25 protein-coding genes are annotated in these 18,413 nt (G+C 69.1%); 10 read left to right on the top strand and 15 right to left on the bottom strand.

The features are described from left to right. Nucleotides 1–202, top strand: a 202-nt coding sequence (locus tag LL239_RS16900; protein WP_228164525.1) for a hypothetical protein, incomplete at its 5' end; no start/stop codon positions are given. Nucleotides 203–206: 4 nt separating this feature from the next. After that, the gene (locus LL239_RS16905; RefSeq protein WP_005052154.1) at nucleotides 207–914 is read left to right on the top strand and encodes an NADPH-dependent F420 reductase; all 708 of its coding nucleotides are present in this window, start codon (nucleotides 207–209) and stop codon (nucleotides 912–914) included. A 50-nt stretch (nucleotides 915–964) separates the two neighbouring features. Here the strand turns inward: LL239_RS16905 and LL239_RS16910 are convergent, their stop codons facing one another. From LL239_RS16910 to LL239_RS16940, 7 genes are read right to left on the bottom strand one after another with little or no spacing between them, the layout of a single operon-like run. Next, nucleotides 965–1,675: a substrate-binding domain-containing protein gene (locus LL239_RS16910; protein ID WP_005052156.1), complete on the bottom strand. Its 711-nt coding sequence runs from the start codon at nucleotides 1,673–1,675 to the stop codon at nucleotides 965–967. Next, nucleotides 1,672–2,646 (bottom strand): aldo/keto reductase, encoded by a 975-nt coding sequence (locus tag LL239_RS16915; protein WP_005052159.1) that lies wholly within the window; start codon nucleotides 2,644–2,646, stop codon nucleotides 1,672–1,674. Before LL239_RS16915 ends, LL239_RS16910 begins: the two co-directional genes overlap by 4 nt. Continuing rightward, the gene (locus LL239_RS16920) at nucleotides 2,643–3,596 is read right to left on the bottom strand and encodes a Gfo/Idh/MocA family oxidoreductase (RefSeq protein ID WP_005052163.1); all 954 of its coding nucleotides are present in this window, start codon (nucleotides 3,594–3,596) and stop codon (nucleotides 2,643–2,645) included. The genes LL239_RS16915 and LL239_RS16920 overlap by 4 nt, the downstream gene beginning before the upstream one ends. Next, nucleotides 3,593–4,945, bottom strand: a complete 1,353-nt coding sequence (locus tag LL239_RS16925; RefSeq protein ID WP_005052165.1) for a protocatechuate 4,5-dioxygenase subunit alpha/beta — start codon at nucleotides 4,943–4,945, stop codon at nucleotides 3,593–3,595. The genes LL239_RS16920 and LL239_RS16925 overlap by 4 nt, the downstream gene beginning before the upstream one ends. 2 nt (nucleotides 4,946–4,947) lie before the next feature. Beyond that, nucleotides 4,948–5,901, bottom strand: a complete 954-nt coding sequence (locus LL239_RS16930; protein ID WP_005052167.1) for an amidohydrolase family protein — start codon at nucleotides 5,899–5,901, stop codon at nucleotides 4,948–4,950. 2 nt (nucleotides 5,902–5,903) lie between these two features. After that, nucleotides 5,904–6,602 carry a 4-carboxy-4-hydroxy-2-oxoadipate aldolase/oxaloacetate decarboxylase gene (gene ligK / locus LL239_RS16935; RefSeq protein WP_005052171.1) on the bottom strand — a complete coding sequence of 233 codons (699 nt, stop codon included), beginning with the start codon at nucleotides 6,600–6,602 and terminating at the stop codon, nucleotides 5,904–5,906. Between the two features lie 19 nt (nucleotides 6,603–6,621). Then, on the bottom strand, nucleotides 6,622–7,650 hold the full coding sequence (locus tag LL239_RS16940) for an amidohydrolase family protein (protein WP_005052173.1): 1,029 nt from the start codon (nucleotides 7,648–7,650) through the stop codon (nucleotides 6,622–6,624). Between the two features lie 149 nt (nucleotides 7,651–7,799). Here LL239_RS16940 and LL239_RS16945 point away from each other — a divergent pair, with 149 nt between their 5' ends. Continuing rightward, entirely contained in the window at nucleotides 7,800–8,708 is a 909-nt protein-coding gene (locus LL239_RS16945; protein WP_005052175.1) for a LysR family transcriptional regulator, read from the top strand. On the opposite strand, the gene LL239_RS16950 is transcribed toward LL239_RS16945, so the two are convergent. Continuing rightward, nucleotides 8,705–9,355 (bottom strand): hypothetical protein, encoded by a 651-nt coding sequence (locus tag LL239_RS16950; RefSeq protein WP_005052177.1) that lies wholly within the window; start codon nucleotides 9,353–9,355, stop codon nucleotides 8,705–8,707. The genes LL239_RS16945 and LL239_RS16950 overlap by 4 nt on opposite strands. Nucleotides 9,356–9,439: 84 nt before the next feature. Here LL239_RS16950 and LL239_RS16955 point away from each other — a divergent pair, with 84 nt between their 5' ends. Further along, complete coding sequence (locus LL239_RS16955) at nucleotides 9,440–10,189, top strand: IclR family transcriptional regulator (RefSeq protein ID WP_005052180.1); 750 nt, start codon at nucleotides 9,440–9,442, stop codon at nucleotides 10,187–10,189. A gap of 97 nt (nucleotides 10,190–10,286) precedes the next feature. Next, on the top strand, nucleotides 10,287–11,471 hold the full coding sequence (locus LL239_RS16960; RefSeq protein ID WP_005052183.1) for a 4-hydroxybenzoate 3-monooxygenase: 1,185 nt from the start codon (nucleotides 10,287–10,289) through the stop codon (nucleotides 11,469–11,471). Nucleotides 11,472–11,520: 49 nt separating this feature from the next. Here the strand turns inward: LL239_RS16960 and LL239_RS16965 are convergent, their stop codons facing one another. Genes LL239_RS16965 through LL239_RS16975 form a run of 3 tightly spaced genes read right to left on the bottom strand, consistent with a single transcriptional unit; the run spans nucleotide 11,521 to nucleotide 12,887 of the window. Beyond that, nucleotides 11,521–12,057, bottom strand: coding sequence for a nuclear transport factor 2 family protein (locus LL239_RS16965; protein WP_052323124.1), 537 nt, complete (start codon nucleotides 12,055–12,057; stop codon nucleotides 11,521–11,523). Nucleotides 12,058–12,075: 18 nt separating this feature from the next. Next, nucleotides 12,076–12,375, bottom strand: a complete 300-nt coding sequence (locus LL239_RS16970; RefSeq protein WP_005052188.1) for a Dabb family protein — start codon at nucleotides 12,373–12,375, stop codon at nucleotides 12,076–12,078. Then, a complete protein-coding gene (locus tag LL239_RS16975; RefSeq protein ID WP_005052190.1) occupies nucleotides 12,372–12,887 on the bottom strand; it encodes an FAD-binding protein in 516 nt (171 codons plus the stop codon). Before LL239_RS16975 ends, LL239_RS16970 begins: the two co-directional genes overlap by 4 nt. A 63-nt stretch (nucleotides 12,888–12,950) precedes the next feature. Here LL239_RS16975 and LL239_RS16980 point away from each other — a divergent pair, with 63 nt between their 5' ends. The 5 genes from LL239_RS16980 to LL239_RS17000 all read left to right on the top strand — a co-directional run bounded on the left by LL239_RS16980 (nucleotide 12,951) and on the right by LL239_RS17000 (nucleotide 16,262). Further along, nucleotides 12,951–13,961 carry a DUF4192 family protein gene (locus tag LL239_RS16980; RefSeq protein WP_062637444.1) on the top strand — a complete coding sequence of 337 codons (1,011 nt, stop codon included), beginning with the start codon at nucleotides 12,951–12,953 and terminating at the stop codon, nucleotides 13,959–13,961. Nucleotides 13,962–14,095: 134 nt separating this feature from the next. Continuing rightward, nucleotides 14,096–14,674 carry a hypothetical protein gene (locus LL239_RS16985; RefSeq protein ID WP_005052196.1) on the top strand — a complete coding sequence of 193 codons (579 nt, stop codon included), beginning with the start codon at nucleotides 14,096–14,098 and terminating at the stop codon, nucleotides 14,672–14,674. Nucleotides 14,675–14,783: 109 nt separating this feature from the next. Then, nucleotides 14,784–15,167 carry a hypothetical protein gene (locus tag LL239_RS16990; protein WP_005052841.1) on the top strand — a complete coding sequence of 128 codons (384 nt, stop codon included), beginning with the start codon at nucleotides 14,784–14,786 and terminating at the stop codon, nucleotides 15,165–15,167. A gap of 158 nt (nucleotides 15,168–15,325) precedes the next feature. Beyond that, on the top strand, nucleotides 15,326–15,724 hold the full coding sequence (locus LL239_RS16995; RefSeq protein ID WP_062637442.1) for a hypothetical protein: 399 nt from the start codon (nucleotides 15,326–15,328) through the stop codon (nucleotides 15,722–15,724). A gap of 139 nt (nucleotides 15,725–15,863) precedes the next feature. Further along, the gene (locus LL239_RS17000) at nucleotides 15,864–16,262 is read left to right on the top strand and encodes a hypothetical protein (RefSeq protein WP_062637441.1); all 399 of its coding nucleotides are present in this window, start codon (nucleotides 15,864–15,866) and stop codon (nucleotides 16,260–16,262) included. Between the two features lie 133 nt (nucleotides 16,263–16,395). On the opposite strand, the gene LL239_RS17005 is transcribed toward LL239_RS17000, so the two are convergent. The 4 genes from LL239_RS17005 to LL239_RS17020 are packed head-to-tail and all read right to left on the bottom strand — an operon-like array spanning nucleotide 16,396 to nucleotide 18,252. After that, entirely contained in the window at nucleotides 16,396–16,776 is a 381-nt protein-coding gene (locus LL239_RS17005) for a VOC family protein (RefSeq protein WP_082802998.1), read from the bottom strand. A gap of 2 nt (nucleotides 16,777–16,778) precedes the next feature. Continuing rightward, a complete protein-coding gene (locus LL239_RS17010) occupies nucleotides 16,779–17,183 on the bottom strand; it encodes a DUF1801 domain-containing protein (RefSeq protein ID WP_062637438.1) in 405 nt (134 codons plus the stop codon). Further along, nucleotides 17,183–17,638 carry an SRPBCC family protein gene (locus tag LL239_RS17015; protein ID WP_054687628.1) on the bottom strand — a complete coding sequence of 152 codons (456 nt, stop codon included), beginning with the start codon at nucleotides 17,636–17,638 and terminating at the stop codon, nucleotides 17,183–17,185. The genes LL239_RS17010 and LL239_RS17015 overlap by 1 nt, the downstream gene beginning before the upstream one ends. Then, the gene (locus tag LL239_RS17020) at nucleotides 17,635–18,252 is read right to left on the bottom strand and encodes an AraC family transcriptional regulator (protein ID WP_228164526.1); all 618 of its coding nucleotides are present in this window, start codon (nucleotides 18,250–18,252) and stop codon (nucleotides 17,635–17,637) included. Before LL239_RS17020 ends, LL239_RS17015 begins: the two co-directional genes overlap by 4 nt. Nucleotides 18,253–18,413: the final 161 nt, after the last annotated feature.

Below are 18,413 nucleotides of genomic sequence, written 5' to 3' on the forward strand. Positions count from 1 at the left end.
CGCTGCGCGGCCCTCCGGTTGGGTGCGGTGTGCGTGCCTCTGGCTGGCGGTCTCGGGGTGGCTGGTGTCGGTACGTATGCCGGTCACGAGTCTCCCGCTCAGCGAGATCGTCGAGATCCATCGGATCCTCGACACGCACCACGCCGTCGGCAAGACCGTCGTGGACCTCTCCGACAACCCGCACCTGCCCCAGGAGGCGTGACCAGATGTCCACGACGCAGACGCCGACGCTGACGCTGATCGGCCCCGGTCGGCACGGCACAGCGATCGCAGGCCTGTTCGCCTCCCACGGCGTGAACATCAGCCTGTTCCACTACAAGCCGGCGAAGGCTGAGGCCGCCGCCCGGCGACTCCGACCGATCGCGCGGAATGCCCGCATCGACATAGCGACATCCCTGGAGGAAGCCGCCCAGGCATCCCCGTTCCTTGCCCTCACCACCCTCTGGGGCGCCCCGCAGCAGGCGGTGGTCTCTGCACTCGGGGACCTCCTGGACGGCAAGATCCTGATCGACGTCGCCAACCCGCTGGACGTCACGCCCACGGGCGTGCAGCTGCGGCGACCCGTGGAAGGGTCTGCGGGGCAGTACCTGGCGTCGCTCCTTCCGGCGAACGTGGGACACGTGAAGGCGTTCTCGAACCTCGCCACCGCCGCGGTCGCGAGCTCCGCGATCGCCGAGGCGAGCCCGAAGGCGGTCCTGCCGTACCTGGCCGACTCGGCGGAGACATCCGCGCAGGTCCGCCCGCTGCTGGCGCAGACCGGCTGGCAGCCCCGCTACGTCGGCACGCTCCGCAGCGCCCGCGACCTCGAGATCACCGGCACCTACAACCAGGTGTCCGGCCGGCTCGGACGCAACGTTCTCGACGTCGACGAGTTCACCGCCCGGTTCGGCCCCGAGCAGACGCCGGACGCCTGACGGCCGCGTGAGCCATCCGGCACACCGGGCGAAGCGGCGCCGAATCCCGGTCAGTCCCGTCGTGCAGGCGGGCTGAAGGCGTGCTCTGTCTTGATGGATGCCGTCGAATCGGACGCGAAGAACGCCAGGACGTCGCGGGCTCGTCGCGGGTCGGATGAGGTGGTCGCGACGGCGCCCGAGAACACGGTCTCGATGGCGCAGTCCGAAGGCAGGACACCGAGGATGCGCACCCCGGGTTGACCGACGAGCTCGCTGAGCTGCTGGAAGCCGAGGTCGACCTGGCCGTCGGCGAGCAGCCGGGCGACCGGGATGCCGGGTCGCGCCTGCACGAGACGATCGCCCACCTGGCCGGTGAGGCCCCAGTCGTCGATCGTGCGGACGAGCGCCGTGCCGCTCGGGCCGGTGGAGTAGCCGATGCGAGCGGCGGCGCGCAGGGCCTCGCGGACCCCGCGGGCGTCCGCGAACGCCGCCGTGTCGGGGCGGGCGGCGGGCGAGGGCGTGCCCGAGGGAACCGCGACCGCGACGCGCGAGAGCATGAGCGGTGTGACCGTCGCCGCGTCCACGTGGCCGTCTCCGGAGAGCCGGTCCAGAGCGTCGGCGGCGAGGAACACCAGATCGAGCTGCTCACCCCCGGCCACGCGCTGGGCGGCGTCCACTCCGCCGACGGACTCGATCTCGACGAGGGGCAACCCCCTGTCCGCTGCCGCCGTGGCCAGGTCGGCGAGGACCTGACGCGTCGCCATGGAGGAGATGGCTCTCACACGGCCGCCTCGAACGACTCGGCGTCGACCTCGCTCGTCCCGGTGGCGTTGTAGCGCGGCCCCGACACCGTGGCGGTGTCGATCAGCTCGCCCGCGCGCACGAGCACCGCGGGATCGACGACCGTGCCGAGAGAGCGCTGGTTCTCGCGCACGTGGTGCGCATCCGTGCTCCCGGGGATCGGCACGACGTGATCGCCGCGGGAGAGCAGCCACGCCAAGGCCAGCTGTGCCGGCGTGCGGCCGGCCTCGGCGGCGAGGGCTCGCCACGCGGGCAGCAACGCGGCGTTGGCGGCCCAGTGCTCCGGCTGGAAGCGCGGCATCGCGCGGCGGATGTCCTTCGGCGGCAACTGCTCCGGGTCGGTGATGGAGTCGGCGAGGTACCCGCGTCCGACCGGTGAGAACGCGACCAGCGCCACCCCGGCGTCACGGGTGGCGTCGAGGATGCCGAGCTCGGGATTGCGACTCCAGAGCGAGTACTCGTTCTGCACCGCGGCGATGGGCGCCGCCGCGAGCGCCTCCCGGAGACGGTCCACCGACACCTCCGACAGCCCGATGGCGCCGATCTTTCCCGCCGCCACCATCTCGGCCAGCGCCCCGACGCTCTCGGCGATCGGCACCTTCTTGTCCCACCGGTGCAGGTAGTAGAGATCGATGTGTTCGACGCCGAGCCGCCGCAGCGAGGCGTCGACCTGTGCGCGCAGCGTCTCGGGGCGCCCGTCGATGACCTTCACGCCGTCGACGAGCGCCATGCCGCCCTTGCTGGCCAGCACGACCTCGTCCCGACGCCCCGCGATCGCGCGCCCGACGAGCTCCTCGTTGCGGCCGCCGCCGTACAGCGTGGCGGTGTCGAGCAGCTGGACGCCGTCGTCGAGCGCGGAACGCACGAGCGCCACTCCGTCCTCGAGAGACGGAGGGGTGCCGTAGGCATGGCTGAGGGACATGCACCCGAGCCCCATGCGGGGAAGCCTCACGCGAGCTGCTCCTCGAGCGCGCCGAGCACGCGGTAGCAGTCGATGACCTGGCGGATCGACGAGTTCGGCTCGCGGCCCTCGCGGATCGCGCCGACGAACTCCCGGTCCTGCAGCTCGATGCCGTTGAGGCTGACGGCGACCTGCGAGACGTCGATCTGCTCGTCACGACCGTTGTAGAGGTCGTCGTAGCGCGCGATGTAGGTCTCGGTGTCGCCGATGTAGCGGAAGAACGTGCCGAACGGTCCGTTGTTGTTGAACGACAGCGACAGCGTGCAGATCGCGCCGGTCTCGCTCTTGAGCTGGATCGACATGTCCATCGCGATGCCGAGGTCGGGGTGGATCGGGCCCTGGATGGCGTTGGCCTGCACGATCCGACCCGCCTGGTAGGCGAACAGGTCGACCGTGTGTGCCGCATGGTGCCACAGCAGATGGTCGGTCCACGACCGCGCCTCGCCTTTCGCGTTCGTGTTCGTGCGGCGGAAGAAGTACGTCTGCACGTCCATCTGCTGCACCGCGAACTCGCCGGCCGCGATCCGGTTGTGCACCAGCTGATGCGACGGGTTGAACCGCCGCGTGTGCCCGACCATGGCGACCCGGTCGGAGGCGGATGCCGCGGCCAGGGTGGCCTCGGCATCCGCCAGCGAATCGGCGAGCGGGATCTCGACCTGCACGTGCTTGCCCGCGGCGAGCACCGCCTGCGTCTGATCCGCGTGCTGCTGCGTCGGCGTCGCGAGGATCACCGCGTCGACGTCGTCTCGCTCGAGCACGGCGTCGAGACCGAGCACGGCATTCGGCACGCCGTACTTCTCGGCCACCGACTCCGTGGGCTCGGGCCTGGTGCCGCTGACGACGGTCACCTCGGCGTCGGGGATGTTCGCGAGGCCGTCGAGGTGCTTCATGCCGAAGGCGCCGGCGGCGCCGACGACGGCGACGCGAACCTTGTCACTCATGCGTGGACTTCCTCCAGGGGGAGGCTCACACTCTCGGACTCGACGGGCCGCGGCGCGACGGGGTTGGTGACGACCAGGTGGCCGACGGCGGTGTTGGACGCCGGGACGTGGTAGAACCGGTGGTTCACCTCGGGCGCCCCGCCGCCGAACTGGTCGTCCATCGCCCCACGGGCGATGAGCCAGTCCACCAGCTCGATGCCCTCGGATCCGGCCTCGTCGACGTACTCCATGTGCGACCATTCGGTGAGGCCCAGCGGGTCGGCGATCAGGTGGTCGAGGAACGCGTTGTCCCACTCCTCGTTGATCAGTCCCGCGCGCGGGCCCTGCAGCTGGTGGCTCATCCCCCCGGTGCCCCAGATCTGCACGTTGAGCTCGGGACCGTCCCACTTGTCCAGCGCGCGACGGATCGCCTTGCCCAACTCGTAGCACCGACGCCCGGACGGAACCGGGTACTGCACGACGTTCACCGGAAGCGGGATGACCCGGCACGGCCACTCCTCGACGTCGCCGAACACCAGCGACAGCGGCACGGTCAGGCCGTGGTCGACGACCATCTCGTTGACGAGGGTGAGGTCGAAATCGTCCTGGATGACCGACTGGGCGATGTGCGCGGCGAGCTCGGGATACCCCTTCACGTCGGGCACCGGGCGCGGGCCGTAACCCTCGTCGGCGACGGGATAGTGCGCGCCCGTGCCCAGGACGAAGGTCGGGATGATGTTCGAGTCGAACGCCGTGGCGTGGTCGTTGTACACCAGGATGATGACGTCGGGCGTGTTCTCCTTGGCCCACTTCCGGGTCCACTGGTACCCGTCGAAGACCTTCTTCCAGTACGGCTCCTCGGTCTTGCCCAGGTCCATCGCGGCGCCGATCGCCGGCACGTGCGACGTGAACAGCGCCGACGTGAACTTCGCGGGGGCGTCCGGGCGCATCACCTCGGACTTCTCGTTCGAGGGCGGGGTCCACCCGTCGAGATCCTTCAGGCGCACGCCCTCGGGACGTCGGCCACCTCCGACCATCATGTCGCGGTACGCCGCCTCCGACATCCCGGTCATCGAGCCGGCCATCTGCTGGAAGCTCAGACCGTGCGTGGCGCCGATCTTGCTCAGGAAGTAGATGTTGCCGCCCTCGGCGATGCAGGTGTTCAGGTCGAGATCGAGCACCGCCTGACGCTGCACCGGGGTGAGGGGCCATTCGTCGAGGTACGCCTCGCGGTCGGCGAGGTAGCGCTCGCGGTTCTCGGGCTTCATGAGAGACATCGAGAACTGGTTGAGGTGGTAGCCCTTGCGGGCCTGCTCGGCATCGAAGATGGTCGTGCCGGGGATGTCCTTGTACGGCTTGTCGAGTGCCATGGTCATTCTCCTTCGGGCCAGTACAGCCGCGACGGGTTGTCGACGAGCAGCCTCTGCTGCAGTTCGGGGGTCGTCGCGATCTGTGGGATGTAGTCGACCAGCAGCCCGTCGTCAGGCATGTGGTCCTTGAGGTTGGGGTGGGGCCAGTCGGTGCCCCACAGCACGCGATCGGGGAACTCCTCGACCACGCGACGGGCGAACGGCACGACATCCGTATAGGCGTGCTGCTCGCCATTCAGCGCGCGCGGACCGGTGGCGCTGAGCCGCTCGGGGCACGACACCTTCGTCCACACGTTGGGGTTCTCGCGCATGAAGCGCAGGAACAGCTCGAACTCCGGACCCTCCGGGTCCTTCGTCACATCCGGACGCCCCATGTGGTCGACCACGACGTCCGTCGGGATCGCCGAGAAGAAGTCGTAGAGGTCGGGAAGGTCCTCGGCCTCGAAGTAGATGACGACATGCCACCCGAGGGGGGCGATCTTCTCCACGATCGCGTCGAGCGAGTCGGTCGGCACCCGGTCGACGAGGCGTTTGACGAAGTTGAACCGCACGCCGCGCACACCGGCCTCGTGCAGCTCGGCGAGCTCCTCGTCGGTCACGTCGCGACGAACCGTCGCGACCCCGCGGGCACGCCCCTTGCTGCGGCGCAGCGCGTCGACGAGCGCCCGGTTGTCGGCGCCGTGGCAGGTCGCCTGCACGATGACGTTCCGGTCGAAGCCGAGCTGGTCGCGCAGCGCGAACAGCTGCGCGGCCGACGCGTCGCACGGCGTGTACTTGCGCTCGGGGGCGTAGGGGAACTCCGCGCCGGGGCCGAACACGTGGCAGTGCGCGTCGACAGCGCCGGCGGGGAGCCGGAACGTCGGGGTCGTCGGGCCGTCGTACCAGTCCAGCCAACCGGGCGTCTTCTCGAAGCCGCCGCTGGTGTCGCCGTGCGCGATCGCCTGTGCGTGAGCCATCGTCAATCCTCCACGTACTCGAGGCCCGCGGCCGCCAGCGGCTCCCGCATGCCGTAGATGTCGAGACCGAGCACGCCCTCGCGGAACTTCTGGCGCTTGGCCTCCTCGTTGTCCTCGCGCTTCTGCGAGGCGTCGGCGACGGCGCCGACGAGCTCGCGGGGGACGACCACGACGCCGTCGACATCCGCGACCACCACGTCGCCGGGGTTCACCACGGCGTTCGCCACGACCACGGGGATGTTGACCGAGCCCAGCGTCGCCTTGACGGTGCCCTTCGCGCTGATGGCGCGGGAGAAGACCGGGAAGCCCATCTTCTCGAGGTCGGCGACGTCGCGGACGCCCCCGTCGATGACCAGGCCCTTGCAGCCCCGGGCGGTGAGGGAGGTGGCGAGCAGCTCGCCGAAGAAGCCGTCCTCGCTCTCCGTGGTGCAGCCGGCGACGATGACGTCGCCCTCCTGCACCTGCTCGGCGGCGACGTGGAACATCCAGTTGTCGCCGGGCTGCAGGAGCACCGTGACGGCCGGGCCGCACAGCGTCGCCCCGCTGTACGCCGGGCGGATGTACGGCCGCAGCAGGCCGACCCGGCCCATCGCCTCGTGGATCGTGGCGACCCCGAACCGCGAGAGCCGCGCGACGTCGGCGGAGTCGGGCCGCTCGATGCGCGTGCGGACGATGCCGAGGTCGTTCAGTCGCTGAGTCATCGGGTTCTCCAGGGTGAGGTCACAGGCCGCGGGCTCGCAGGGCGCGGTCCAGGCGCGGGTACACGCGGCGGGCGTTGCCTTCGAAGACCTGTCCGCGTCGTTCGTCGGTGAGGTTCCCGGTCGCATCCACGTATCGCTTCGTGTCGTCGAAGTAGTGGCCCGTGCGCGGGTCGACGTCGCGGACGGCGCCGATCATCTCGCTCGCGAAGAGGATGTTCTCGGTCGGGATGACCCCGGTGAGCAGGTCGATGCCCGGCTGGTGGTACACGCACGTGTCGAAGTACACGTTGCCCAGGAGGTGCTCCTCCAGCTCGGGCTTGCCGAGCGCCATCGCCAGGCCGCGGAAGCGTCCCCAGTGATAGGGCACCGCGCCGCCGCCGTGCGGGATGACGAGCTTCAGGTCGGGGAAGTCGCGGAACAGGTCGCCCTTGAGCAGCTGCATGAATGCCGTCGTGTCGGCACCCAGGTAGTGGTCGCCGGTGGTGTGGAACTGCGGCTTGCACGAGGTGCTCACGTGGATCATCGCGGGCAGCTCGTACTCGACGAGCTTCTCGTAGAGCGGATACCAGCTCTTGTCCGTCAGCAGCGGGGCGGTCCACAGTCCGCCGGACGGGTCGGGGTTGATGTTGACGGTCACGACGCCCAGATCGTTCACCGCCCGGTCGAGTTCGGCGAGGGTCGTCTTCGGGTCGACGCCCGGCGACTGCGGGAGCATCGCGCCCGGGAGGAAACGGTCGGGGAACAGCTGCGACACCCGCGCGACGAGGTCGTTGCAGATGCGCGCCCAGGTCTCGCTGACGGCGAGGTCGCCGAGGTGGTGGGCCATGAACGATGCACGGGGACTGAACACCGTGACATCGCTGCCGCGGTCGTCCATCAGCCGCAACTGGTTCGCCTCGATGGTCTCGCGGATGTCGTCATCGCTGATCCGCAGCGCGGCCGGGTCGGGCGCCTCGCCCGCGCCTTCCGCATACGCGATCTGCAGATCGCGCCACGCTCCCAGCTGCGCGGGGGCCGTGGTGTAGTGGCCATGGATGTCGATGATCAACGTGCGTCCTCGTCACTGTGATCGGGTCGGTGCCGGGTGGTGCGTGCCACGTCGGCAGCGGTGCCGGTGCTGTCACCCTGACTCTAGTTCGCTCTATGGGTATGGTCCAATAGATGTAGGAGCCGAACCGTATAGATGGGATCAATGCGATGTCGCTCACCGATCTCAACCAGTTGCGCACTTTCGTCGTGCTGTACGAGCTGCGCAGTCTGACCGCCGCCGCCGAGCGATTGCACGTCACGCAGCCGACGGTCAGCTACACGCTGAGGAGGTTGCGGCAGCGGTTCGGCGACGACCTGTTCCGCCGCCAGGGGAACGAGATGGTGCCGACCCCGCGTGCCCGGCAGCTGTTCGGACCGCTGCACGAGGCACTGTCGCGCATCGATGCCGTGGTGAGCGCGCCCGACGCCTTCGATCCCGCGAGCTTCGGCGGGGAGCTCTCGCTCGCGCTGACCTCGATCGGCGAGCAGACCTTCCTGCCGCCGATCATGCCGGTGCTCGCGAAGGAGGCGCCGGACCTTCACCTGCAGGTGCGGCGGCTGGACGCGGATCAGGTGGAAGACGGGCTCGTCCGGGGCACCATCGACCTGGCGATCACGGTGTCGTTGCTGGACTCGCCGCGGCTGTGGCGCACACCGGTGCGCGACGTGGAGTACGTGGCGCTGTCCTCGCGTGCCCATCCGCTGCCTCCGACCGCCGCGGACATGTTCGTCGGGCGCCGCTTCGTGCGGGTGTCCTCCCGCGGCGGCCACGTGTACCCGCTCCAGGCGATGATCGAACAGGGACTCATGCCGCAGGTGACGCTGACGGTCGAGGAGTACGCCACCGTGCCCGCGGTGCTCGAGGCGACCGATCTCGTCGTGCTGCTGCCGCGACACGTGGCCGAGGTGTTCTGCGGATGGTTCCCCGGTCTGCGCATCGCCGAGCTGCCGTGGCCGGGCCAGAGCACCCCGGTCGCGCTCTACACGCGACGCGAACTGAGCATGTCTCCCGCGCAGACGTGGTTCCGATCGGTGGTGCTGGATGCGGTGGCCGCCGACGACCACCGGCCGACCTAGCCGTTCTTGCGGTTCCAGCTTGCCTTCGCGGGCGCGAAAGGGCTGCGCACGTGGATCGACCAGTTCGAGTGCGGGTGGACGGAGAGGATCGCCCGTTCGAACCACGACCGGGCCTCGTCCGAGAGCTGCGGCAGCACCACGTCCTTGTCGAGGTCATCCTCCGGCCGCGGCCGCAACGCCTTCCAGACCAGCTGCACCTCGGGCGCACCGGTCGGAATGCCGTCGACCTCGAGCACGGCGCGATCCCACGGCAACTGCAGCCGCGGGTCTCGCCGGTACAGCCAGGCATGTTCCGTCCCATCCTCGACGTTCACCTGAAGCACCCAGGCGCCGGAGCGCTCGTCCTGAATCCGCACCGGCTGCACATCGGCATCGTCGGGCGCGTCGGCCCAGGGGATGACGGCGTCCTCCCCCGCAGGCGCCCAGGCGGTGAAACCGGCAGGCAACGCCCGGACCAGCTGCGGCAGCCCGCCTTGGGTGGTGCTCACGTCCGTGTTCGGCCGTTCGCGGATCGTCCGGCCCAGCCAGTGCTCCAGGGCCACCCCGCCCGACAGCCACCAGCGGGCGCTACCGACCCGAAGGAGCTCAGCGACAGCATGAGGCGTGAGGGGCTCCCAAGCCGTTGCAGCATCCGGAACAGAAACCATGAGCCGAGGCTACCGCCGTCGCGTCAGGCAGGGGACCAACCATCGCCGCAACACCGTCGACGCGAGCCGTGTCATCCTGAGCGCATGGCGAACTCGCCCTCCAGCGACTCGATGATCGACCGCATCGTGCGCGTCCTCGAGACGTTCACAGCTGATCGTTCGGTGCAGTCGGCCAGTCAGATCGGGCGCCGAGCGGCGCTGCCGTCGTCCACCGCGCACCGGATCGTGGACGAGCTGGTCGACGCCGGACTGCTCGGACGCGACGAGGACCGCCGCGTCCACCTGGGAATGCGCTTGTGGGAACTGGCCCTCCGCGGGTCGACCGCGCTACGTCTGCGCCAGGCGGCGCTCCCCTATATGGAGCGCGTGCAGACGCACATCCGCCAGCACACCCAACTCGCCGTTCTCGAACAGGACGAAGCACTGTTCCTCGAACGCCTTTCGCACCCCGACGCCGGTGCGAACATCACACGGATCGCTGGGCGGCTACCGCTGCACGCCTCCTCGTCGGGCCTCGTCCTGCTCGCGCACGCTCCCGCCGATCTCCGCGAACGCGTGCTCGCCCAGCCGTTGCGCGCTCTCGCACCCGAGACGGTGACCGATCCCGGACGTCTACGCCGTCTCCTCGCTGGCGTGCGTCGCGATGGCGTGGCGATCGCGCAAGGTTCGATCGAATCCGTCTCGACCGGCGTGGCCGTGCCGATCCGCGACGCAGGTGAAGTCGTCGCCGCGCTTTCCGTGGTGCTACCACGACAAGCGCCGCACACGGCGGCGATCATCGCTCTGCGAGAAGCCGTGACCGGCATCGAGGCCACGCTGCGGTCCCCCCGATAGTCGGCGTCTCCCGTTCAACGGGAATGCGGCGTTCGACCGTCTGAACCGGGTTCACACTGAGCGAGGCATCCGTTGTCACGTCGAAGGAGACGCCCCAATGTCCACCATCCGCACCCGCGTCGCCATCGTCGGCGCTGGACCCGCCGGACTGCTGCTGTCGCATCTGCTCGCGGCGTCCGGCCTCGAGTCAGTCGTCATCGATCAGCGTTCCCGTGAAGAGATCGAGACCACGATCCGGGCAGGCATCCTCGAACAGGGCACCGTCGAGGTGCTCGACACGCTCGGCGCGTTCAGCCGCGCCCGCACCCTGGGAGACCGCCACGACGGCATCGAGCTCCGCTTCGCCGGCAGCGGACACCGCATCGACTTCGCCGACCTCGTCGGCCGCGGTGTGTGGCTGTACCCGCAGCACGAAGTCCTGAAGGATCTCATCGCCGCGCGGCTCTCCAGTGGCCAAGACCTGCGCTTCGGCGTGACGGCGCATCGTATCGAGGACCCCGCGTCCGACCGCCCACGCGTCATCGCCACCGGCGCAGACGGATCGCCTCTCGAGATCGAGGCCGAGTTCGTCGTCGGCGCCGACGGGTCACGCAGTGTCGTGCGGGAGGCCGTAACCGGTTCCCACACAGGCGGGCACTTCCGCGAGTACCCGTTCGCCTGGTTCGGCATCCTCTGCGAGGCGCCGCCCAGCGCCGACGAGCTCATCTACAGCAACTCCCCCGATGGCTTCGCGCTCATCAGCCAGCGAAGCACCACCGTGCAGCGCATGTACTTCCAATGCGATCCCCGCACCGACCCCAGCACCCTCACCGAGGAGCAACTGTGGGAAGAACTGCAGAAGCGGGTGCCGGGGACGACGCTCAAGGAAGGCCCCGTCTTCCAACGCGACGTGCTGCGATTCCGGAGCTTCGTCGCCCTCGAACTGCTTCGCGGCCGCCTCGCACTCATCGGCGACGCCGCCCATACCGTGCCGCCCACCGGCGCGAAAGGCATGAACCTTGCCGTAGCCGACGTCCTCGTTCTCGAGCGCGCGCTGCGCGCGCTTCTGCTCGAGAGGGACAGCCGCCTCGTCGAGGCCTTCCCCGAGACGGCGCTGCACCGCATCTGGAAGGCCCAGCACTTCTCCTGGTGGATGACCAGCATGCTTCACGTCGCCCCCGATGCAAGGGACTTCGACCGCCTCCGCCAGCTCGGAGAGCTCCAATCCGTCGTCGAGTCCGAAGCCGGCCGCCGCTTCCTCGCCGAGGCATACACCGGCTGGCCCCTCCACACCCTCACCTGAGCCGGCGCTCACGGTTCGGACCAGAGGGTGCGGCACCCGCGGGTCGGCGTCAGTCCAGCCAGCCGGGGACCGCGGGAACCACCGGGTAGTCGATCGCAGGCGCGTCGCCAACGATGGGATCCATGCGGATCCGGCTCAGTCGCATGAAGGCGATGCGCCAGCCGGACTCGGTGAGTCGGTAGAGCTCCTCGTAGTAGCCATATCCCCGCATCCCCCTCTGTTCCGGCACGGTGATCCCCATATACCCTCGTGACCCGCGTGGCCACGTCAGATAGTCGGTCATGGCCCAGCGCCCGCGAGCCGAGAAGTCATCGATCCGCCGAAACTGCGGCATGAACCCGTGATGGACGCTGACGACCTCTTCGGTCATGTTGCGCATCAGGTTCTCCACGAACGTGTCGGGGTCGGGCGCGGCGGCCCACAGTCCTTCGAAGACGCAGTCGTCCACGAAGAGTCCGCGCAGTTCGTCCCACTGCTTCAGGTCGACGTAGTGAAAATAGCGTGCCTTCAGGTCGCGGAGCTCCTCTGCCACGGTGGGGGTGACCGCACGTACTCGGGGCATCGAGAAACCATCCTCGCTCTTCACGGCGCCTGGGTACTTCCTCTACTGCTCGTCGATCTCGAAGTCGACCGAGGCGATCTGCTCCGAGATCGCTCCGGAGAGAGGGAAGAGCGGCAGATGCGCGGGGTGCGTCGCGTAGGCACGGACATCGTCGAGGGTGCGGAAGTCGGCGACGAGTGCATAGTCCCATGCGCGTTCGCTGCGCATCACGTCGGGGCCGTGTGACAGTCGGACCAGGCCGGGAATCTTTCCGAGCAGACCATCGAGCAGGTCGCGCCACTCCTCGAGCACGGCAGGATCATGGTTCGCTGCGAACGAGAAGAACACGACGTGACGGATCATCGTGCCCCGGCTCCGTCGGCAAGGCTCAGGTCGCCGATCGACGCGCCGCTGGCGGTACGCCCGAGAAGGTAGGCCATGGTCATGATCGGACCGAGCGTGGCGCCGGCGCCGGGGTAGCCGGCGGCGAAGGCGTTCTCGGAGGCGTTGCCGACCGCAAACAGGCCGCGTATGGCATCGCCGTCTGCGTCGAGGACCCTTCCGAGGCCGTCGGTGGCGATCCCTCCGCTGGTGCCGAAGCAGCCGTTCACCACGGCGAGAGCGTAGTAGGGGCCTTGCTCGAGCGGTGCGAGGCTGGGATTGGGATACGGGTTCTGTTCGTCTCCCCAGTAGCGGTCGTACGCGCTCGCACCGCGGTGGAAGTCCGGATCCTCCCCACGGGCGGCGTGCTCGTTGAATCGCGCGACCGTCTCGGCCAGCGCCTGGGCGGGAACGTCGATCTTCCCGGCGAGCTCTCCGAGGGTTGCTCCTTCGACGAGCCAGTCGGGAGTCGGCTCCTGGCGTGCATCGACCAATGTCGGAGGCCTCCCGTAGCCTGTAAATGTCACATTCACTAGCCAACGTTCCGGGAGGACACCATGGCCACCACACCGACCACCATCAAGGCGGGCACCCCGCGCGACTTCCTCGGCCTCGTGCCCGCGCTGCTCGGCTTCACCCCGCAGGACTCGCTCGTGCTCGTGCCCTTCGAGGCGTCGCGCACGATCGGGGCGATGCGACTCGACCTCGACGCGGATGCCGCGACGCTCGCGCACACCGGCCTCGGGCTGGTCTGCCGAGTGCCGCGCGTGACCGGGGTAGCCGCCGTGATCTACGCCGCCGAGGACGCCGACAGCACCCGCGATCTCGGCCAGCAGATCGCCGATGTCGCCGACCGGCAGGGACTGCACCTGGTGGACGTGCTCTACGTCGCCAGCGACGGCTACGGCAGCCACCTGACCGGCGAGGCACCGCGCCCCGTCGCCGAGATCGCGACCCCGGACGCGCTGCGCGAGAAGGTCGCAGCATCCCAGACCGCCGGGGCGAGCATCCCCGACGCCGACCCGGCGCGTGCCGCCCGGATCGCGTTCGCGGCCGCGCGGATGGACGACGATGCCCTCGCGGACTTCGTCGCCGTCGCGGAGGACGCCCTGACCGGTGACCCCGCCGACCTCGACACCCGCCAGGCTGCGATCCTGCTCACCGGCATCGGCATCCCGCTGTGGCGTGACGTGGCCCTCATCCAGTGGGCCACCGACCGCGGCAACGGCACCCGTGCCCTGGCCGCGCAGATCGGCCACTCGATCATGGGCGCACCCGTCCCCGAGAGCATCGCCCGCACCCTCTACGGACAGGGCGACCGCCCCGACGCCGACCGGCTGACGGCGGGACTCGCGCTCGTGCGCCACCTTGCCGCCTACGCCGACGACCAGGAGCGCCCCAACCTGCTCGCCGCCGCCGCCTGGCTGTCCTGGGCGCTGGGCCGATCCACTCACGCCACCGTCTACACCGACCGCGCCCTCGCGATCGACCCCGACCACGGCATGAGCCAGATCGTCGCGACCCTCTGCTCGGCAGCCGTGCTCCCGGATTGGGCGTTCGCCCGCTGAGCGTCACCGAGTGCCCGCCGGTCACCCCGGCGGGCACTCGCCCGTGACGCACTCGCGATGTCCCCGCGCGATGTCGGAGGCCACCCGTAGCCTATGAATGTCACATTCACTAGCAATCGTTCCGGGAGGACTCCATGACCGAGACCATCAACAACGTCCACGACATCCGCGCAGCCGTCGAGCGCGCGATCCGCTTCCACGCTCCGCTGCGCGCCGAGTTCGACGAGGGATGGACGACCATCGAGCCGGACGAGCTGCGCCAGGCCTGGGACGACTACAGCCTCAGCGACCCGTTCACCCTCGACCCCGCAATGCCCGCCCTGCTCGCTCGCATCGACGCCGACCACCCGGACGACGACCCCCAGGTGTGGGTGCCCCTCGGCGGGCAGGGCGACCCCGACTATCTGGATGCCGTCGTGGTCACCGAGCGCACCGTCACCAAGTACACCGCGCGCGACGGCCAGATCGAGCAGCCCTACTCGCTCCCCGAGGGCGACCCCCACGGCCTCACGCAGAGCGGCTGGCGGGCCGCGGCGAGCGCAGCGCGCTACGCGATCATCGGCCTCAACGCCGACGCCAGCAACACCGAGTACCTGCGCGGGCAGATCGAGGCGTACCTGACCGCGTTCGGTCACTTCGAGCCGGGGCGCGATGCCGACGCCAAGCGCGAGCGGGTCACCGCCGAGATCACCGCGGCGATCGCCGCCCAGTGACCCACGCCGGGGCGGGCGCGCAGACCGCGCCGCCCGCCCCGCCCAATGTCGGAGGCCACCCGTAGCCTGTGAATGTCACATTCACCGTCGAGAGTCCAAGGAGGACGCCATGACCGACACCACCACCCTCATCACCCGCACCCCCGGCGACACGTTCCGCTTCCGCGGCACCGAGTACGTGCTGATCGACTTCGCCCGCACCAAGGCGAAGATCGCAGCCCTCACCGAACCCGGCAAGGTGTACACCCTCGCCCGCACCGCCACCGTCGAGCCGACCGGGCACAGCGACGACGCACTCGCCGCTGCCCTGCAAGCCACCGCGGCCGCGCTGCCGAGCCTGATCCCCGGAACCCGCGTGCGCATCGTCGCCAACCCGCGCACCACCCGTGACGGGCTGGCCGGAGTCGAGACACTCATCGTCCGCACCAACCCCAAGTCATACACGCTCGCCAACGGCTGGCGCGTCAGCCCTGGGCTGGTCGAAGCCGTCTGACCCCCTCGCCGCCGCCGGGTGCACACCTACCCCGGCGGCGGCGAGCACCACCCACCCGAGGGGAGCCGGCTACACGCCCCTCCCCTCGGCGGGAGCACCTCGAGTTCCATCCCCCGCCCGCGCTCGCCGCAGGCCTTCACCGTCCCCAGGAGGACACAATGACCACCACCGAACCCGCGGCCTCAGCCGCACCCCGCATCCCTGCCGACGACCTGATCGACCGGCTGTGGAGTCTCATGCACGACATCGAGGCAGCCGATTTCCCCGCGCTGCGCATCGTCGAGCTCGACGAGCCGACCGACTACGGCGAGCGCACCGTGCTGTGGTGCCCGCGCTGCGATCAGCACGTCAACGTCGAGGACGGCTACCTGCGCGCGATCGACATGGACGTGCGCTACAACAGCGTCGGCCAGATCAACACCATCGAGCGCACCGTGCCGCAGTACGAGGCAGACCCCGACCCCGGCGACGTGCTCGTGTACCTGCACCAGACCGACGCGCACGGCGAGCACGGCGTGCGTCTCCCCGAGGGCTGGGAAGGCGTCTGGAAGGCGTAGCCGCACCCCTGCGACATGAGCGCCCCGCGCCTCTGCCGGGGCGCTCACGCACGCCACGACCGACCCTCTGCTGCGATGTCCGACCCCACCCGTAGGCTGTGAACGTCACATTCACTAGCAAGCGATCCGGGAGGACGCCATGACCACCTACATCACCTTCGGCCCCGACCACGCCGACCTGCACCCGCACGTCGGTACGGGACTGAACCGCGGCTACGTCGCGATCAGCACCGGCGACCGCGGCCGCGACATCGCCGCGGCGTTCGCGATCCTCGGCGAGCAGTGGGCCTTCGACTACCAGGACGCAGCCGCGCTGGATGCCCGCTACCCGGACGGCGAGATCGCCCGCATCACCCTCATCGACGAGGCGGCGCAGAAGGAGATCGCCGGTCTGATCGAGGACACTTTCGCCGCGGCCGAGGGCGACAGCAACGACGCCGAGATCGAGGCGCTACAGGCCGCACGCGACCGCCTGGCCGCGCTGATCGACTACACCCCCGCCCACGAGCGGGACTGGACGCCGCTCGACGCGGCCTGATGTAGGAACCGCTCAGAGTTGTCCGCGGTGCCAGCCACAGAGCCGGGATCTCCCACCGAAGATGTCCACCGGAGTGCGGCCAGATTCTGTGCTGAGTTGTCCACGACGGCTGCGGCCAGCTTCGTCGAAGCCGTCAGTACTTGATTTCCGCTGGATCTCTGAACGCCACTAGACCTACGAGATTTCCTTCGGGGTCGCGAATGAATGCTTGCCATTCTTCTCGCCCTGCTGGTCCGAGCGCATCTGTGGTGTGAGTGAAGATCGGCCGCCCCGGGGATACGATTTCGACCTCGCCGGCTCGGTCGACGGCTAACTCCAGATCATCGACGCGGAGGTAGAGCAGCGCTGACGGTGCCGCGCTCTCGAGTAGCAAACGGACGCCGTCGAGATCGAAGAACACCAAACCGGGCGGATCGAATCGGGCCACAGGGGCGGAGCCGAGCAGTGCGGAATAGAAGGCTGTGGCGCGTTCCAGATCGACCACGCGCTGGGCTACTTGGACGAGAGACGCCATGCTCATTTGCCGTCGCCGTGCACGTCTCGAATGACGGCGAGGGAGCGATCGAGTAGTTCCCGCAGCGCATCTTGGTCCACCCCCGACAATCGGGGGAGGTAGAGGCACGCGCTACTGGTGCGGTGTGGACCGAGCCGCTCGAGCAGGTCGGGCCACCGCTCGGCAAACCCCTCGACCAGGTAAAGCGTGTGCTTGGACCCGGAAGCGAAGGCGATCTCAGGCGCGATACCCTCTCGCCCGCTGTCGTACGCGTAGCCGTATTGGCCGAACCCGACAATCCGTTCCGCCCACACCACCGGCGGGCGCTGTGCAACGTGCTCGAAGAGCTCGAGGAGTTCGGTTACCTCGCCGCGTCGTGGCCCGGTTGCCCGGTCCAGCGCCTCGTCGACGCTGGTGTCGGAAGGCATCACGAGGCGGTCTCCGTTGCTCGCTGCGATTCGATGTATGCCTTGAGTCGGGCCAGATGGTCGCCGTCCTCCTTCTTTGTGATCGCGGCCACCAGGGGCAGCATCATCCGCCGCAGTCCGCCGGCGGCGAGCTCGCACGTCCACTCGATCCGCGTGCCGGTGCCGGCCGGGTGCAGCCGGTAGACGTAGGTCGCGGTGATGCCCTCCGCCTCGCTGGCGACCGCAAAAGCGGTGGGCGGCTCGAGAGCCACGATCTGCAGCTGCCCCGTCGCCTCCTTGCTCTTCACTCGGCGCGTCTCCTCGATGACGGACCCCACAGCGAGCGGGCCATCCGTCACCTTCACGCTCTTCACGACACCGTCGACGTAGTCGACCGCCCTTGTGGGATCTGCCAGCACTGCGAACACTTCCTGTTGCGATCTGTCGATGTGCTCGGTGAACTCGAAAGCGATCATGGGCCTTCTCCTGGGTGATGGTCGGGGTGGTGATCAAGAGGCACATAGGCGTCTGTCCAGCTGACGCGAACGGCGTCGTTCGCGCGCTGGTCGACGTGATGGATCTCGAAGGGCGGTGCGCAGCGCAACCGCCACCCTTCTGAGGGCATCCATTGCACCCCGATAGCCGCGAAGGTCTTCGCGATCTGCTCTGCACCGCCGGTGTGCCGATGCGCGACGCACACCTGCGCCGGCATCTGGCGGTAGGTGAAGGGGTGGGGTGGATCTATCGGTGCGGCAATGGGGATGCCAGCGTCGAAGCGGATCTGCTCGTTGTCCACCACGTAAGGGTCATCTGGGGTGATGCCCACGAGGAGGTCGGAGGAGTGGGCGATGCCGTGCTCTATCGCGAAGGCCCTCAGCTGCTGCCACGGCTCGACCGATGGGTGCCCGATGCCGAGGCCGTTGTACCCGCGATGACGGAGGACGAGCAGGTGCCGCTCGGGGGTGCTCTCAACCCGTACCGGGACGGCATCGAGGTCATAACGGAGTGTCAGCGGCGTCTCTTCTGCGAAGCCCGCAAACGTCGTGCTCTGCTGCGCCAGGTCCGCGTGCTCGCGGTACGCGCGCAGCATCCTCCGATACTCCGATGGACTGATCTCGAACCGCTGCACGAACGCGCGTGTGAAGGTCTCGGGCGTTGCGAACCCGGATTCCAACCTGGAGTCCCGCGGGGTGGTGGTCTTTCGGGCCCGCGGCGTCGTGACCGCGACGGGGTGAGCCATCGTGCGATGGT

The organism is Microbacterium testaceum, assembly GCF_020781835.1.
GTDB lineage: Bacteria > Actinomycetota > Actinomycetes > Actinomycetales > Microbacteriaceae > Microbacterium > Microbacterium testaceum_H.